Source organism: Polynucleobacter yangtzensis, assembly GCF_027924165.1.
Classification (GTDB): Bacteria; Pseudomonadota; Gammaproteobacteria; order Burkholderiales; family Burkholderiaceae; genus Polynucleobacter; species Polynucleobacter yangtzensis.
Genome location: NZ_AP026973.1, coordinates 1804449 through 1821533 on the forward strand (window position 1 = coordinate 1804449; position 17085 = coordinate 1821533).

A 17085-nucleotide genomic window follows, 5' to 3' on the forward strand; every position below is an offset into this window, starting at 1 on the left:
GCTATTTTAATCAAGAGTGGCGCGCTCTTGCATCTGCCACATCTCGGCATATTTACCCTTTACCGCAAGCAACTCCTCATGGGTTCCATGCTCCACAATTTGTCCATGATCCATTACCAAAATTTGATCTGCATGAATGATGGTTGAAAGACGATGGGCAATGATGAGTGTTGTTCGGTTCTTAGCTAAGCTGAGAAGCTCTTCTTGAAAAGCGCGTTCGGTTTTAGAGTCGAGCGCTGAAGTAGCTTCATCAAAAATAAGCATGGCAGGTTTCTTTAAGAGTGTTCTCGCAATAGCAACCCTTTGCTTCTCACCCCCGGATAGCTTGAGACCCCGCTCGCCAACTTGAGTGTCATAACCCTCAGGCAAGCGCTTAATAAAGCTATCAATTTGCGCGGCTCTGGCCGCCTCCTGCACCTCTTCAATAGTTGCAGAGGGATTGCCATAGGCTATGTTGTATCCAATCGTGTCATTAAATAAGACTGTATCTTGTGGCACGATACCAATAGCTTTGCGCAAACTAGCCTGAGTGACATCCTGAATATTTTGACCATCAATCAAAATCTTTCCTGATTGAACATCATAAAAACGGAACAACAATCTTGCGAGGGTACTTTTACCAGCGCCACTTTGACCAACCACCGCTGTAATCGTCCCAGCAGGAATATTGAAGCTCACATCGCGGAGAATTTCACGCTTAGCATCATAGTGAAACGATACGTGCTCAAATCGCACATCTGGGCCACGATCATGATTTTCAATTTGAAGTGTCTTAGCATCCGGTGAATCCGCTATCTCTTTCTCAGTATTGAGTAAAGAAAACATGCGATCCATGTCAGTCAATGATTGCTTAATCTCTCGATAAATCACGCCCAAGAAGTTCAGGGGGATATAGAGCTGAATCATTAAGGTGTTAACCAAGACCAAATCGCCCAAAGTCATGGTGCCATTGACTACACCAACCGTGGCGCGCCAAAGAATCAGCATTAAGCCAACTGCAATAATGATTTGCTGACCAAGATTCAATACCGCCAAAGTCTTTTGGGACTTCACCGCAGCCGATTGATAGCGTAGAAGATTTTCATCGTAACGACTGGCTTCAAATGCCTCGTTACCAAAGTACTTCACTGTCTCGAAATTTAATAAGGAATCAATCGCCTTTTGATTGGCTTTCGAATCCATATCATTCATCGTGCGGCGAAAATGTGTACGCCACTCTGTAACTACGACTGTGAAAACAATGTAAAGAACCAAGGCGACTAAAGTAATCGCAGCAAACCAAATATCGTAGGAGTAAGCAAGGTAGCCTAAAACCAAACAGAATTCGATCAGTGTGGGCAGAATGCTATAGAGAGAATAAGAAATCAGTGACTGTATGCCACGTGTGCCACGCTCAATATCTCGACTTACGCCACCAGTTTGACGAGCAAGGTGAAAGCTCAGCGCTAAGGAGTGCAAGTGCTCAAAAACTTGAAGCGCTACTTTACGAACCGCGTTCTGTGTGACCTTAGCAAACAATGCTTCGCGAAGCTCTGTAAATACGGATGCAAAAATTCTTAAAAGGCCATAAGCAACAATAATTCCTAAGGGAACGACCAAAAGCGCTTGTGGCGAATTGACATTGATATTTAAAGAATCAATTAAGTCTTTCAAGACAATTGGTATGCCAAGATTGGTAACCTTGGCGGCAATTAAACAGCTTAGGGCAATCAAGACCCTAAAGCGATATTCCAATAGATAAGGAAGTAGGTCGCGAATAACGCGCCAGTCACCGCGCCCCGCTGTTTTTGAATCTGCGCTACCGTGATGATGTCCCGATGAATGTCTCATCGCTCTATCTTATTCCTTATTCAAGCTGGCTTTTGTCTGCTGAAAATAATTTGAGAATCGCCTCTCCATTACTAGGAGAAAAACATTTTTTAGCGGCCTCTTGGTATGGGAGCCATTCATAGGCCACATGCTCCCTGGGGGCTAGCGTAATAGGGGTGTTATCGGGAACCTCTAATGAGAACCAGTGTTCAGTATTGCGCGTGACGCCAGGCGCATAACGAGACCGCCAGGCAGGATAGATTTCATATTCGATCTGGTGGTGCATATTTTTCAATGCATCTTTTGGCAACCCCTCTACCGCAATACCCGTCTCTTCAAATACTTCACGGGCTGCCGCCAAAGCAAGATCTTCATCGCTAGCATCAAGGCTACCAGTGACGGACTGCCAAAAGCTCGCGCGATCTGCACGCTCTATCAATAAAACATCCCTATTCGATTTATAGATAACTACTAAAACCGAAATAGGGATTTTCAAGGTGGATCTAAAACGCTACTTAAGTTGTTTTAAGCAGCAGGTGCTGCTTGACGCAAGCGAATGTGTAACTCACGCAATTGACGCTCATCCACTGGGCTAGGAGCCTGAGTTAATAAACATTGCGCACGCTGTGTTTTAGGGAAGGCGATTACATCTCGAATTGATTCGGCACCAGTCATCATGGTGACGATACGATCCAAACCAAATGCGATTCCACCGTGTGGAGGCGCACCATATTGGAGTGCATCTAACAAGAAACCAAACTTAGCTTGAGCCTCTTCCGCATCAATCTTCAATGCACGGAATACCTGGCTTTGAACTGCTTCTTGATGAATACGTACAGAACCGCCACCAATTTCACTACCGTTCAACACCATGTCATAAGCCTTGGCTAAGCACTTGCCTGGATCAGACTCCAAGTACTGCATATGCTCATCTTTAGGGCTGGTGAACGGATGATGGCAAGCAACCCAGCGCGCTTCGCCTTCATCGTAATCAAACATTGGGAAGTCAACTATCCATAATGGCTTCCAGCCTTCTGTAAACAGTCCATGCTCTTTACCCCAAGCAGATTGACCGATACGTAGACGTAAATTACCGATTGCATCGTTTACTACTTTTTCTTTATCAGCGCCAAAGAAAATGATGTCGCCATCTTTTGCACCAGTGCGCTTCAAGATGCCTTCAATCGCAGCGTCATGCAAATTCTTCACGATTGGTGACTGCAAACCATTGCGGCCTTCAGCCACAGAATTGACCTTAATCCACGCCAAACCTTTGGCGCCATAGATGCTAACGAACTGGGTGTAGTCATCGATTTCGCTACGGCTAATTTCAGCACCACCAGGCACACACAAGCCTACTACGCGGCCGCCAACCTGGTTCGCTGCGCCTGAGAACACTTTGAAATCAACGTCTTTCATCAAATCCGTCAATTCAGTGAACTCAAAGTTCACGCGCAAATCTGGCTTATCAGACCCAAAACGCGCCATACCTTCTGAGTAAGGCATTGTTGGGAATGGATTCGGCAACTCGACATTCATTGTCTTCTTGAAAATATGACGAATCATGTTTTCAAATAAATCACGAATTTCTAACTCGCTCAAGAAAGCAGTTTCACAGTCGATCTGCGTAAATTCAGGCTGACGATCTGCGCGTAAGTCTTCATCACGGAAGCACTTTGTAATTTGATAGTAACGATCAAAGCCGGCCACCATTAACAACTGCTTAAACAATTGAGGAGACTGTGGCAATGCAAAGAACTGGCCATCATGTACACGTGATGGAACTAAATAATCACGCGCGCCTTCTGGGGTACTCTTAGTGAGCATTGGTGTTTCAATATCGATAAATCCTGCGTCATCCAAATAACGACGGCACTCCATTGCAACGTTGTAACGCAAGCGCAAATTCTTTTGCATTTGTGGACGACGCAAATCTAATACACGATGAGTCAAACGAGTAGTCTCGGATAAATTCTCATCGTCAATTTGGAATGGTGGTGTTACAGACGCATTCAAGATCACTAAGCTATGGCAAAGAATTTCTACTTTTCCACTAACTAAATCTACATTCTCAGTACCAGCAGGACGTGCACGCACGAGACCCTTAATCTGTATGCAGAACTCGCTACGCACTTGCTCAGCCAGGGCGAACATCTCTGGACGATCTGGATCGCAAACTACTTGCACAAAACCTTCGCGGTCACGCAAGTCAATAAAGATAACGCCTCCGTGGTCACGGCGACGATTCACCCAACCAGAGAGAGTGACTTCTTGACCAATCAGTGAATCGGTTACCTGGCCGCAGGTATGGCTTCGCATCGACATAACAATTTCCTATAAATCAAAAATGGTGTGGTAACTGGGTTGCAGTTATGCCACTAGAACTATTGGGAGGAACAGAGCCCATGGAAACAATATGTTTCAGGGCCTCTTCCACACTCATCTCCAATTCAATCGTTTGTGCACGGGGCACAATCATAAAAAAACCAGAGGTAGGGTTTGGGGTTGTTGGTAAAAATACGTTAACGTAATCTTCGCCCAATTTGGCAGTCACTTCTTTTGCAGGAGTGCCTGTTTGAAAAGCAATCACCCATGAATCAGCATGGGGGTAACGAATTAGCAACGCTTTACTAAAAGCTTGGCCGCTTCCGGAAAATAAGGTGGAAGAAACCTGCTGAACACTTGAATAAATAGAGCGAACGATTGGAATACGATTGATCTGTTTATTCCACATCCGGATCCACCACTGACCAGCAAAACTGATTGCTAACAAACCAGTGGCCATGATCACGCCGATCACAATCAAAATGCCAACACCAGGCAATTCGCGGAAATGCTGCAAATCTCCAGCAAATTGACGTGGGAAGACTGTAATGATGGCGTGCATTACAGAACCAAATACGCCATCGAGCAGACCCAAGCCCCAGGCAATCACCCAGATGGTGATCGACAATGGTGCCCATACGAGGATGCCAGCGATAAAGTATTTTTTCATGTGTTCTGCCTAACCCGCTATTTTAGCGGGTTAGGCAGCCAATCAGGGAGAGACTAATAAAAGCCCAGGCTGATGATCAAAATTCCCGCCAAAAACCCGCCTGCAAAGAGCAAAGCGCCGGCCAGTAGGCGGTGAGTACGTCTTTCTTGGAGCAAAAGAGCCTTTAAGACCTCAATTTCGCCGTTTTGGTCTTTTACGGGATTTCGGCCTTTAGCCAAGCTATCCGCTATCAAACGAGGCAATGTGGGCAGAATCTTGGCCCAAGTAGGCGCCTCTTCCTTTAAGCCATCTAATAAACCACGCCATCCCAATTGCTTACTTACCCATCTCTCCAAAATCGGCTTGGCTGTTTTCCAAAGATCCAGATCAGGATCAAGTTGACGAGCCAGACCCTCTACATTCAAGAGAGTTTTTTGCAATAAGGTCAGTTGTGGCTGAATTTCCACTTTAAAGCGGCGTGACGTCTGGAATAAACGCATCAAAACAATACCCAGAGAAATTTCTTTTAGCGGGCGATCAAAGTACGGCTCACAAACAGAGCGCACTGCACCCTCTAATTCCTCAACACGAGTATTGGCTGGGACCCAGCCTGACTCGATATGCAACTCAGCAACGCGTCGGTAATCACGATTAAAGAATGCCAAGAAATTCAGCGCCAAATAGTTTTTATCAGTCTCACTTAATGCGCCAACGATTCCAAAATCAAGTGAAATGAAACGGCCAAATGTTTCTGGCTCTAAGCTAATCATGATGTTGCCAGGATGCATATCTGCATGGAAGAACCCATACTCAAATACTTGAGTAAAGAATATCTCTACGCCATCAGCAGCCAGCTTTTTAAAGTCAACTCCAGCCTCTCGTAGTGCATCAGTTTTTCCAATAGAGATGCCATACATTCTCTCCATCACAATCACATTGGTATGACAAAGATCCCAATACATTTCAGGAATCATGAGTTTCTGGGAATCAGCAAACTGCCTGCGTAATTGGCTTGCATTGGCAGCCTCGCGCATGAGATCCAGCTCATCATGCAAATACGTATCAAACTCTGCTACGTTCTCACGCGGCTTTAAACGTCGACCATCTTCGGAGCTTTTCTCAATCACCTTGGCAAGGTCATACATCAATGCCAGATCACCGTTAATCACCGGTAAAATGCCGGGACGTAGAACTTTGATAGCTACTGCACGACCTTCCCACTCAGGACGTTTGTCTGTTCCACGCAATACACCAAAGTGAACCTGCGCCACAGAGGCGCTAGCAACAGGAGTTGCATCAAAACTAATAAACACCTCCTCAATCGACTGCCCTAGATCTTTCTCAATTAAGCGACGAGATTCTTCGTTTGAGAATGGTGGTACTTGATCCTGTAGCTTGGCTAACTCATTGGCAATGTCTTCTGGCAACAAGTCGCGACGTGTAGAAAGAACCTGCCCAAACTTTACAAATATCGGGCCTAGCGCTTCTAGCGTTAATCGAATGCGTTCACCTCTGGGCAAATGTGTGCCAGGAGAAACCCAACAAAGCATCATTAAGAAGCCACGGCGAATGCCTGGTTTTAAAAGATCGCGAAGCAAAGGCAATAAGCCATAACGCCAAGCAGTAAAAAAGATGAAGTAAAGACGAGCAATGCGACGCACGATTATTTAGCCTTTTGCTCTAGAAGTTGAATGCGCTTTTCCATGCGATCCACCGATTCACGCAATTCGCTTAATTCAGATTTACGAACCATAAAATCTCGTTTATTTAAAAGCACTTTTCTCTCTTCGCTGACATACTCCACTACATTGTCCAGCAAATCACTAGCAGCGGAGCGAGTGGCGGAGACAAACTTTTTCCCCTGCCTTACCGCAAAGTTTGCTGGTGCATCGCCCACTAAACGAGCTAAATCTTCCTCGTACTCCCAACGTAGCTGTCCGGCAAGACGGCCCAATAGTTGAGCCAAATCTGCATCACCAGTAATTTTTACCGCCTTGAAGGCTTGCTCGCGCAATGAACCAGTGCTGCCAGCCAAATCGCTTAGTGCTTTTGAGGAAACCTCTAAAGTAAGTGCAGGAGTCTCAATCTCTTTTAGGCTAGCCAATAAACCATTGGGTTTTATCTCAAAACATAGATCGCCCAGCGGAAGCTGTAACAAAATGGTTTTATTAGCATGGCGAGCCAACTCAGTACATGCCCATGGCTCACTAACTAAAACATGGTTAATCCCCCGGCAGGCAGCGCTGGAGGCAATGGTATGGGTAGTTGAGGAATGTGTGTTCATAAGTGTAAAAAACCCGCACAAGTGCGGGTTTTCCGACGGCAAGTACCTAAAGCTTAAACCAACTGGGTGATACCCGCCAGTACCCAGCCACCAGGGCCCTCTACTGGCTTACTTAGATTCCAAATTTCGGAGAAGTCACTTGCTGGCGCGCCCTGCTGCTCACGAATCATGCCGCTGAACTGAACGCTACAGAAATAATGACCATCAGCCGTCTCAATTCCCAAGAGTTGAGCATTGATAGTGACAACATCGGTTTGATTGCTCGCATCAGTACGACCGGCTAGATCCTGTTGGATCGTGGCAAACATTTCTGGAGTTGTAAATTCTCGCAAAGAAGCAAGATCACCTTGATCCCATGCTTTTTGCAAGGTTGCAAAATATTGTTTTGCATTCTCAAGGAATGTCTGCTGATCAAAACCAGGAGGCAAGGTTGATTGAAATGGCTCTGGCTCTGCACTGACTCCGCCAAATGCGTTTGCAGCAGGAGTAAAAGCAGGTTCCTGTCTTGGCGTCTGATCCAAGCCAGTGCGCTGCATTCCATTAGAGGAAAGATTAGGGCTTTGACCTGCAGTAGACATTTTTGGCATGAGCTTGCGCATTACAAACATAATCGCAAAGCCTGCCAAAACAGCAATCAGCAAACCAGTGATCAAAGAAGAGGCTGCCTCACCCAAACCAAAATGGGACAAGAGGTAACCAATACCCAAGCCTGCAGCTAAGCCACCCAAAATGCCACCCATGCCGCCAAAACGACTAGGTGCAGGAGCTTGTGGAGCTGGAGCGGGTGCAGCAGGCTGTGCTTGCTGTGCAGGTTTTTGTACTGGCGCAGCTTGCTTTTGAATTGGCGCACTTGGGGCTCTGCCTACGCTCTTGCCACCACCTAAACGAGCTGCATCAACATGGCCCACTGTTGCAAAAATTAAAGTAAGACTTAAGAGTGTTGCTTTAAAAAAATGTTTATTCATAAACCCGTACCCCTTCTTATAACTGCTGAATTTCTTTAGTTTTTAAGACTTTAAAAACTATACAACCATCAGTATTTAATACCAATATGTAGGGCAACGATACCCCCAGTCATCCTATGGGTTTCCACTTCATCAAAACCCACTCCTAACATCATTTCTTTGAGGGTTTGGGCATCTGGATGCATACGAATGGATTCCGCCAAATAGCGATAGCTCTCTGAATCTTGGGCAATCTTCTCACCCAACCATGGCAAAACTTTAAAAGAATAGGTGTCATATACCGGCTGCAAAAAGGCATCTGGCTTCGAAAACTCCAATACCAATACACGGCCACCCGGCTTTATTACCCGACGCATTTCACCTAAAGCCACCTCTTTGTGCGTCATATTGCGCAAACCAAAGGCAACCGTAACTACGTCAAAATGATTATTAGGAAATGGAATCTTTTCTGCATCAAACTGCACACAAGGCAAAGCCATTCCGCGATCCAAGAGTCGATCGCGACCAACTCCCAGCATAGAGGCATTAATGTCGCTTAACCAAACTTGAGCGTCGGGGTTGCGACCCCAGTCAGCCGCTTTTGCAAATGCTGCAGCTAAGTCTCCAGTTCCACCGGCAATATCTAAAACCTTTTGACCTGGGCGAACATTTGCGCGCGCAATCGTAATTTTTTTCCAAATACGGTGTAAGCCAAATGACATGAGGTCATTCATCACGTCATATTTACTAGCTACCGAGTGAAATACTTCAGCGACCTTACCAGCCTTCTCGGCCTCATCAACGCTTTGATAACCAAAATGCGTTTTACTCATTAGTGACTTCCACAAGAATGACCGCCCGACTGTCCTGCCTGCACCATAGGCGCATCACGATCAAGACCAGCAGCAGCCAATTTATCTAAATGCTCTTTCCATAACTGCTCTTGGTTTTCGCATAAGAAATATAAAAAATCCCAAGAGTACAAACCTGAATCGTGTCCATCAGAAAAACTTGGCTTGAGGGCGTAATGGCCAACAGGCTCAATATTTGCGATCAAGACATCGCGCTTACCAGTTTGTAATGTTTCTTGCCCAGGTCCATGACCTTGAACTTCAGCGGAGGGAGATAGAACTCTTAGAAACTCAAAGGGTAATTTATAAGTCTGGCCATTCTCGTACGAGAGCTCTAGAACCTTGGACTGTTGATGCACAACGATATTGCTTGGAATCATTAAACAAGAACCCTCTCAATACCGCCTTGGTTTGCTTTAGCAACGTAGTCCTGCATCCAGTCTTTGCCTAACAACTTCTGCGCCATCTCCACCACAATGTAATCCGCTGTTGTATCGCTATCAGCATCAAAACGTGTCAGGCCTTGCAAACAGGATGGGCAGCTTGTCAACACTTTGACTTCGCCAGTGAAATCACCTTGACGCAATTCATTGGCAGCTTTTTCCATTTCAATCTGCTTACGGAAACGAACTTGTGTAGAGATGTCAGGACGAGTTACAGCCAGAGTTCCAGACTCGCCACAGCAACGATCATTTTTAGCAATAGCTTTACCATCTTCGAGTTGGATTAACTCATTGACTGTCTTCAATGGATCCTGCAACTTCATTGGTGAGTGGCAAGGATCGTGATACATGTATTTCACGCCAGTAACGCCAGAGAGCTTCACACCCTTTTCAGCCAAGAACTCATGAATATCAATAATTCGGCAACCAGGGAAAATCTGCTCAAACTGATAGCCAGCCAACTGGTCATAACAAGTGCCGCATGAAACTACGACGGTCTTGATATCCAAATAATTCAGGGTATTAGCAACGCGGTGGAATAAGACACGGTTATCCGTGATCATCTTCTCAGCTTTATCAAAGTCGCCATTGCCGCGCTGTGGGTAGCCGCAGCAAAGGTAGCCCGGTGGTAATACCGTTTGCACGCCTACATTCCACAACATAGCCTGAGTAGCTAAACCTACCTGTGAGAACAAACGTTCAGAGCCACAGCCGGGGAAATAAAACACTGCTTCAGTATCAGCAGAAGTCGTTTTAGGATCCCGAATAATTGGTACGTAGTTAGCGTCTTCAATATCCAATAAAGCGCGAGCGGTTTTCTTAGGTAAATTGCCTGGCATCTTCTTGTTAACAAAGAAGATCACCTGCTCTTTAACGCTCGGCTTACCTACCGTTGCAGGAGGGTGTGCTGTTTGTTGTTTGGCGAACTTGCGCAGAACATCATTACCCAAGCGCTGTAGCTTGTAACCCCAACCAATCATCGTCTTGCGGGCAAGATGGATGCTTTCTGGGCTAGTCGCATTAAGGAAAAACATCGACGCAGCAGTACCAGGATTAAAACGTTGCTGACCCATCTTGCGCAATAAATTACGCATATTCATAGTCACGTCACCAAAGTCAATCTTGACCGGGCAAGGCGTCAAACACTTGTGACATACGGTGCAATGCGCAGCTACATCGTCAAACATTTCCCAGTGACGAATCGAAACACCACGACGCGTCTGCTCTTCGTACAAGAAGGCTTCAATCAGTAATGAGGTTGCCAGAATCTTATCGCGTGGGCTGTAAAGCAAGTTTGCACGCGGCACATGTGTAGAGCACACTGGCTTACATTTACCGCAACGCAAGCAATCTTTCACGCTATCAGCAATCGCGCCAATATCACTTTGTTGCATGATGATTGACTCATGACCCATCAAACCAAAGCTTGGTGTGTAAGCCATGCTCAGATCTGCATGCGGCATTAATTTGCCTTTGTTAAAGCGGCCCTCTGGATCAACGCGATTCTTATAACTACGGAAATCTTTAAGCTCGGCTTCAGTAAGGTACTCTAATTTGGTGATACCAATACCATGCTCGCCAGAAATCACACCGTCCAAAGAGCGCGCTAACTTCATGATGCGGTCTACAGCACGATGGGCATCTTGCAACATCTCATAGTCATCAGAGTTCACAGGAATATTGGTGTGAACGTTACCGTCACCCGCATGCATGTGCAAAGCTACGAAGACACGTTTACGCAAAATGTTTTTATGAATGGCTTCCAACTCAGTGAGGATAGGCTCAAACGCCAGACCACCAAAGATGATGCGCAACTCTGAACGTACTTCCTCTTTCCAGGAAGCACGCAAGCTGTAATTTTGTAGTTGCGGGAAATGCACATCCATCTGTGTGAGCCAATCAGCCCAACGAGTACGCACCTTAGCAATTAACTCCAAAGCTTGTTGAACACGATCGCCCAAGATTTCTGCTGTTGGAATCTCGTACTCAGCATCACTCTTACCAAGTGGCAGAGCACTCTTCTTCAAGAAAGCCTCTAGACCATCGAGCACTTGGAGCTTATTTTTGAGAGAAAGCTCAATATTGATGCGATCAATGCCATCGGTGTACTCGCCCATACGTGGCAAAGGAATTACGACGTCTTCATTGATCTTAAATGCGTTGGTATGACGGGCAATCGCGGCCGTACGAGCGCGATCTAGCCAAAACTTCTTCCGTGCTTCTGCGCTAACGGCAACAAAGCCTTCGCCAACCCGTAAATTGGCCATACGCACTACTTCACTAGTTGCAGCGGCAACGGCCTCTTCATCATCGCCTGCAATATCGCCAATCAACACCATCTTCGGCAAGCTATTGCGCTTAGATTTTGTTGAGTAACCAACCGCTCTTAGGTAACGATCATCTAAATGCTCAAGACCAGCCAAAATTGGACCGCCTTGCTTGCTTAATCCATCTAGGTAAGCCTTGATTTCTACAATGCTCGGAATAGCTTCGCGTGCTTGACCAAAAAACTCCAAACAAACAGTGCGCATGAATTTAGGCATGCGATGCAAAACCCAAGTTGCACTGGTAATCAAACCATCGCAACCTTCTTTTTGCACGCCAGGTAATCCTGATAAAAATTTATCAGTAACGTCTTTTCCTAAACCCTCTTTACGGAAACGCTTGCCTTCAACTTCTAATAATTCTGTTTTGAGAACGCGCTGACCAGGTTCGCTTGTTCCTTCGGACCAAGTTAACTGAAAACGCACCATTGCCACATCATGAATCTTGCCCATGTTGTGATCAAGACGTTCCACATCCAACCAATTGCCTTCTGGATCAACCATGCGCCAGCTAGCGAGATTATCTAAAGCCGTTCCCCAGAGAACTGCTTTTTTACCACCAGCATTCATCGCAATATTGCCGCCAATACAGCTGGCATCAGCAGAGGTCGGATCAACTGCAAACACAAGCCCAGCATGCTCTGCAGCATCCGATACGCGGCGGGTTACAACACCTGCACCTGTAAAGATGGTTGACACTTCGCGGTCAAGGCCAGGAAGTTTTTTAGCTTTGACGCTACCAATATCTTGCAACTTCTCAGTGTTAATAACTGCGGACATTGCATAAAGCGGAATTGCACCACCGGTATAGCCAGTGCCGCCTCCACGAGGAATAATTGTCAAACCTAATTCAACACAAGCTTTCACTAAACCCGGAATTTCGGATTCGTAGTCAGGCTTGAGAACGACGAGTGGAAACTCAACACGCCAGTCTGTTGCATCAGTAACGTGCGCAGCACGAGACACACCATCAAAACAAATATTGTCAGAAGCGGTATGACGGCCCAACTCTTTTCGAGCACGCTTACGAATGACTTCAACTTCTTTAAATCCATTTTCAAAATTTTCAATTGCGCGATAGGCAGCGCTTAATAAAATTTCGACTTGATCTGCAGAGTCGCCATTATTGCGCTTCTTGACTTCGCCCAAGCGATGCCAGAGAGCATCAATTAATTGCTTGCGACGATTTGGACTATCAAGTAAGTCATCTTGCAAGAAAGGGTTACGTTGAACAACCCAGATATCACCGAGAATCTCAAACAACATCCGGGCAGAACGGCCAGTACGGCGAACGCCACGCAAGTTATTTAGTACGCGCCATGACTCCTCACCCAATAGGCGAATAACAATCTCTCGATCGGAAAAGGAGGTGTAGTTGTAGGGAATTTCACGCAGACGGGGGGAACCCGCCTCAGCGTTCAACAACTGGTTCAAAGCTAGTGGGGCGTTCATAGCGACATATTTGATAAATAAGCATTTTAATAGAGCAATCCTGATACTGGCAGTATTCCGAGAAAGCTGCTCCCAAATTAGATAAACCCTTGCAAATCTAAGGGCTTAGGAGCCATCCGTGGTACGCTCATTGGATGGCAACGAACTATTTAAAGAAAATTTTATCGGCTCGCGTCTATGACGTAGCCAGAGAAACCGAGCTTCAGCCCGCCCCCGAGCTGACAAAGCGTTTGGGCAACCAGGTACTTCTAAAAAGGGAAGATAACCAGCCGGTTTTCTCCTTCAAACTGCGTGGCGCCTATAACAAAATGGCCCATTTACCCCCGGAAGCCTTAAAACGCGGGGTTATTGCAGCCTCCGCAGGCAATCATGCCCAAGGCGTTGCCCTATCGGCAGCCAAAATGAAGTGCAAAGCTGTAATCGTGATGCCGGTAACCACTCCTAGTGTCAAAATTGATGCAGTTAAGGCTCGAGGTGGATCTTGGGTCGAAATCATCCTTTATGGCGAATCCTATAGTGATGCTTTCAAGCATTCTGAAGTTTTAGGCAAAAAACGGGGTCTCACTTTTGTTCACCCATTCGACGATCCGGATGTCATTGCAGGCCAGGGAACTATCGCCCATGAAATTTTTACCCAATATGAAAAACCAATCGATGCAGTATTTGTAGCTATTGGTGGTGGCGGCCTGATTGCAGGCATTGGCGAATACATCAAAGCAGTTAGTCCAAAGACAAAAGTAATTGGCGTTCAAGCGTCAGACTCAGATGCCATGAATCAATCGCTCAAAGCGAATAAGCGCATTGAGATGAAAGATGTTGGTTTGTTCTCAGACGGCACTGCTGTGAAACTCGTCGGCAAAGAAACATTCCGCATTTGCAAAAAAGTAGTTGATGAAATTATCACTGTCGATACAGATGAAATCTGTGCAGCGATTAATGATGTCTTTACCGATACTCGCAGCATTCTTGAACCCGCTGGCGCACTAGCCATTGCCGGGATGAAGAAGTACGTTGAGAAAAAACGGATCAAGAAGAAAACCTTAGTGGCTGTGGCTTGCGGGGCTAATATAAACTTTAGCCGCCTGCGCTTTGTAGCCGAACGCGCAGACGTTGGCGAGTTCCGTGAAGCCGTATTTGCAGTGACAATTCCTGAGGAGCGCGGCTCATTCAAACGCTTCTGCGAATTGCTTGGCAAACGCAATGTAACTGAATTTAACTATCGCATTGGTGATCAAAGCGAAGCGCATATTTTTGTAGGCATCAGCACACAAAAGTCTGGTGATAGCGAAACAATTGCAAAGCATTTCCGCAAAGCAAAGTTTGCAACGATTGACCTGACTCACGATGAATTAGCGAAGTCACATTTACGCCACATGGTGGGCGGACATTCTGCGCTCGCTAAAGATGAATTGCTCTATCGCTTTGAATTTCCAGAGCGTCCAGGTGCTTTGATGAAGTTCCTCACCAGCATGGCGCCGAACTGGAACATCAGCTTGTTCCACTATCGTAATCATGGCGCTGACTATGGACGTATTTTGGTTGGTCTACAGGTCCCCAAGAATGAGCAGAAGAAATTCCAAAGCTTTTTGGCTGGCCTAGGCTACCCACACTGGGATGAGAGCAATAACCCTGCTTATCGTTTGTTTCTTAAATAATGTCATACACACTCACCGGGAAACTCGTCGTCGCGATCTCCTCGCGCGCCCTGTTTGATTTCGAAGAAGAAAACCGCATCTTTGAATCAACCGATGACAGCGCGTATATGAAATTGCAGCTTGAGCGTTTGAGTGAAGCAGCCCAAAAAGGGGTGGCTTTTCCATTGGTCAAGAAACTACTCGCCTTTAATGAAGAGGGTGAGCAGCGCGTTGAAGTGGTAATTCTTTCTCGCAACGATCCCGTAAGCGGCCTACGCGTCTTCCGCTCTGCAGAGCATCACGGCTTGCATCTTGAACGTGGCGTATTCACGAGAGGTCGCCCACCGTACCATTACCTACGCTCACTGCATGCCAACCTCTTTTTATCTGCAAATGAAGATGATGTACGCGCAACGATTGATGCTGGATTTCCTGCGGCGCGTGTCTTTCCGGAATCCAGCAAAACAGCAGAGTCTCACCCGAATGAAATCCGTATTGCCTTTGACGGTGACGCGGTACTCTTTTCAGATGAAGCTGAACAAGTGTTTCAGAAAAAAGGACTTGAGGCCTTTGTTGATCATGAGAGCAAAAAGGTCGATATTCCCTTGCCTCCAGGCCCATTTAAACCCTTGCTCGAAGCGCTCCACAGACTGCAGCGCTCCACTAGTGAAAATGGCATGCGCATTCGTACTGCACTAGTGACAGCGCGCTCTGCGCCTGCACACGAGCGCGCCATTCGTACTCTGATGGCATGGGGTATTGATGTTGATGAAGCAATGTTTTTAGGTGGCCTCTCGAAGAGTGAGTTTTTAAGAGAATTTGAGCCGGACTTCTTCTTTGACGATCAAACTGGTCACTGCCAATCTGCAGCATCTGTTGCGCCAACAGGGCATGTAGTATCAGGCGTATCTAACAAGCCCAAGAAATAAAACAATTCATGGCAACACTTCCGCTCGGACAATCCACGCAATATCCAGATCAATACGATCCAAGCTTGTTATTTCCCATTCCAAGAATAGAAAATCGCAAGAAACTTGGCATCAAAGAAAATCAGGCGCTGCCATTCGTTGGGGTGGATATTTGGAATGCATTTGAGCTGAGTTGGCTCAACAAAAAAGGAAAGCCGCAAATTGCCTTAGCGGAGTTTCAAATTCCGGCTGACTCGCCCAACATGATTGAGTCCAAATCCTTTAAGTTGTATCTCAACAGCCTCAACAGCGCACGCTTTGAAGATGATAATGAAGTTAAAGACAGACTGATTACAGACCTATCAGCAGTTGCTGGCAGCAAAATTACTACTCGCATCAACCCTACGGAAGCTATCTCTAAAAAAGGGATGCAAGAAATGGGCGGCATCTTGATGGATCGCCTGGATATTGAAATTGATCCAAACCTACCCGCAGACCCAAGCCTGCTGGGCGTGAATGAATCCTTTGGCCCAATTGAACAATGCCTAGTTTCCCACCTGCTCAAATCTAATTGCCCTGTGACAGGTCAACCAGATTGGGCAAGCGTACAAATTCGCTATCAAGGCAGACCAATTCTGGAAGAAGGTTTATTGCGTTATCTCATTGGCTTTAGACAATTAGGTGAGTTTCATGAGCATTGCGTAGAAACTATCTTTACGGATATCAAGCGTCAATGCAAACCAGAGAAGTTGTCTGTGTATGCGCGATATACAAGACGCGGTGGACTAGATATCAATCCTTTTCGCACCGACCACAACTCTCCGTGGCCTGAAAATATTCGTCACGCAAGACAGTAGACAAATAAAAACCCCTTGCAGGAAATCCTAGAAGGGGTTTTTGGTATTGCGGCATTCACCGCATTAGTTAGTCTTGTTTAAAACGGAATATCGTCGTCCATTGCACCTAGTGATGCAGCGTTGGAGGCTGCTGGAGCAGACTGCTCAGCCGGCTTTGAGCGGCTGTAGCTTTCGCCGCCATCACCACTGCCACCAACTGGCTTGCCACCGAGCATTTGCATAGTTTCTGCAACGATCTCTGTGGAATACTTTTCTTGGCCGCTAGCGTCAGTCCATTTGCGAGTACGCAGACGACCTTCAACATAAACCTGTGAACCTTTTTTGAGGTACTGACCAGCGATTTCTGCAAGCTTACCGAAGAATGCAACACGGTGCCATTCTGTGGTTTCTTTCATTTCGCCAGTTTGTTTGTCTTTGTAGCGATCAGATGTTGCTACTGAAATGTTTGTAACGGCGTCGCCGCTTGGCATGTAACGAGTTTCTGGATCGCGCCCTACGTTACCTACGATGATGACCTTATTTACCGAAGCCATGTTGTCTCCCGAAGAAAAATACTACTGTTATTACTGCTAAAAAATAAACTGCTCGCTTTAATTTAATCTATG

The 17085-nt window shown here is 46.2% G+C and carries 14 protein-coding genes; 3 read left to right on the plus strand and 11 right to left on the minus strand.

The window, feature by feature from the left end:
* Positions 1 to 6 precede the first annotated feature (6 nt).
* From QMF28_RS09045 to QMF28_RS09090, 10 genes are all read right to left on the minus strand, one after another.
* Positions 7 to 1830, minus strand: coding sequence for an ABCB family ABC transporter ATP-binding protein/permease (locus QMF28_RS09045; protein ID WP_281742405.1), 1824 nt, complete (start codon positions 1828 to 1830; stop codon positions 7 to 9).
* Positions 1831 to 1846: 16 nt separating this feature from the next.
* Positions 1847 to 2305, minus strand: coding sequence for a dihydroneopterin triphosphate diphosphatase (gene nudB, locus QMF28_RS09050; protein ID WP_068319585.1), 459 nt, complete (start codon positions 2303 to 2305; stop codon positions 1847 to 1849).
* Positions 2306 to 2334: 29 nt separating this feature from the next.
* Positions 2335 to 4134, minus strand: a complete 1800-nt coding sequence (aspS, locus tag QMF28_RS09055; protein ID WP_068319587.1) for an aspartate--tRNA ligase — start codon at positions 4132 to 4134, stop codon at positions 2335 to 2337.
* Between the two features lie 16 nt (positions 4135 to 4150).
* Positions 4151 to 4804: a DUF502 domain-containing protein gene (locus QMF28_RS09060; RefSeq protein ID WP_216212726.1), complete on the minus strand. Its 654-nt coding sequence runs from the start codon at positions 4802 to 4804 to the stop codon at positions 4151 to 4153.
* 53 nt (positions 4805 to 4857) lie between these two features.
* Positions 4858 to 6444, minus strand: a complete 1587-nt coding sequence (gene ubiB, locus QMF28_RS09065) for a ubiquinone biosynthesis regulatory protein kinase UbiB (protein WP_281742406.1) — start codon at positions 6442 to 6444, stop codon at positions 4858 to 4860.
* Between the two features lie 2 nt (positions 6445 to 6446).
* Positions 6447 to 7067, minus strand: a complete 621-nt coding sequence (locus QMF28_RS09070) for a ubiquinone biosynthesis accessory factor UbiJ (protein ID WP_281742407.1) — start codon at positions 7065 to 7067, stop codon at positions 6447 to 6449.
* 53 nt (positions 7068 to 7120) lie between these two features.
* Entirely contained in the window at positions 7121 to 8032 is a 912-nt protein-coding gene (locus QMF28_RS09075; protein ID WP_281742408.1) for a Tim44 domain-containing protein, read from the minus strand.
* Positions 8033 to 8100: 68 nt separating this feature from the next.
* Positions 8101 to 8844, minus strand: a complete 744-nt coding sequence (gene ubiE / locus QMF28_RS09080; protein WP_216246649.1) for a bifunctional demethylmenaquinone methyltransferase/2-methoxy-6-polyprenyl-1,4-benzoquinol methylase UbiE — start codon at positions 8842 to 8844, stop codon at positions 8101 to 8103.
* A complete protein-coding gene (locus QMF28_RS09085) occupies positions 8844 to 9242 on the minus strand; it encodes a gamma-butyrobetaine hydroxylase family protein (RefSeq protein ID WP_281742409.1) in 399 nt (132 codons plus the stop codon). Before QMF28_RS09085 ends, ubiE begins: the two co-directional genes overlap by 1 nt.
* Positions 9242 to 13081 carry an FAD/FMN-binding oxidoreductase gene (locus QMF28_RS09090; RefSeq protein ID WP_281742410.1) on the minus strand — a complete coding sequence of 1280 codons (3840 nt, stop codon included), beginning with the start codon at positions 13079 to 13081 and terminating at the stop codon, positions 9242 to 9244. Before QMF28_RS09090 ends, QMF28_RS09085 begins: the two co-directional genes overlap by 1 nt.
* A gap of 134 nt (positions 13082 to 13215) precedes the next feature.
* On the opposite strand from QMF28_RS09090, the gene ilvA reads away from it, so the two are divergent.
* Genes ilvA through queF form a run of 3 tightly spaced genes read left to right on the plus strand, consistent with a single transcriptional unit; the run spans position 13216 to position 16480 of the window.
* Positions 13216 to 14736 (plus strand): threonine ammonia-lyase, biosynthetic, encoded by a 1521-nt coding sequence (ilvA, locus tag QMF28_RS09095; protein WP_281742411.1) that lies wholly within the window; start codon positions 13216 to 13218, stop codon positions 14734 to 14736.
* Positions 14736 to 15644 (plus strand): 5'-nucleotidase, encoded by a 909-nt coding sequence (locus QMF28_RS09100; RefSeq protein WP_068319603.1) that lies wholly within the window; start codon positions 14736 to 14738, stop codon positions 15642 to 15644. Before ilvA ends, QMF28_RS09100 begins: the two co-directional genes overlap by 1 nt.
* A gap of 8 nt (positions 15645 to 15652) precedes the next feature.
* The gene (gene queF, locus QMF28_RS09105; protein WP_281742412.1) at positions 15653 to 16480 is read left to right on the plus strand and encodes an NADPH-dependent 7-cyano-7-deazaguanine reductase QueF; all 828 of its coding nucleotides are present in this window, start codon (positions 15653 to 15655) and stop codon (positions 16478 to 16480) included.
* 77 nt (positions 16481 to 16557) lie between these two features.
* Here queF and ssb read toward each other — a convergent pair whose 3' ends face one another.
* Positions 16558 to 17013, minus strand: coding sequence for a single-stranded DNA-binding protein (gene ssb, locus QMF28_RS09110; protein ID WP_068319607.1), 456 nt, complete (start codon positions 17011 to 17013; stop codon positions 16558 to 16560).
* Positions 17014 to 17085 lie beyond the last annotated feature (72 nt).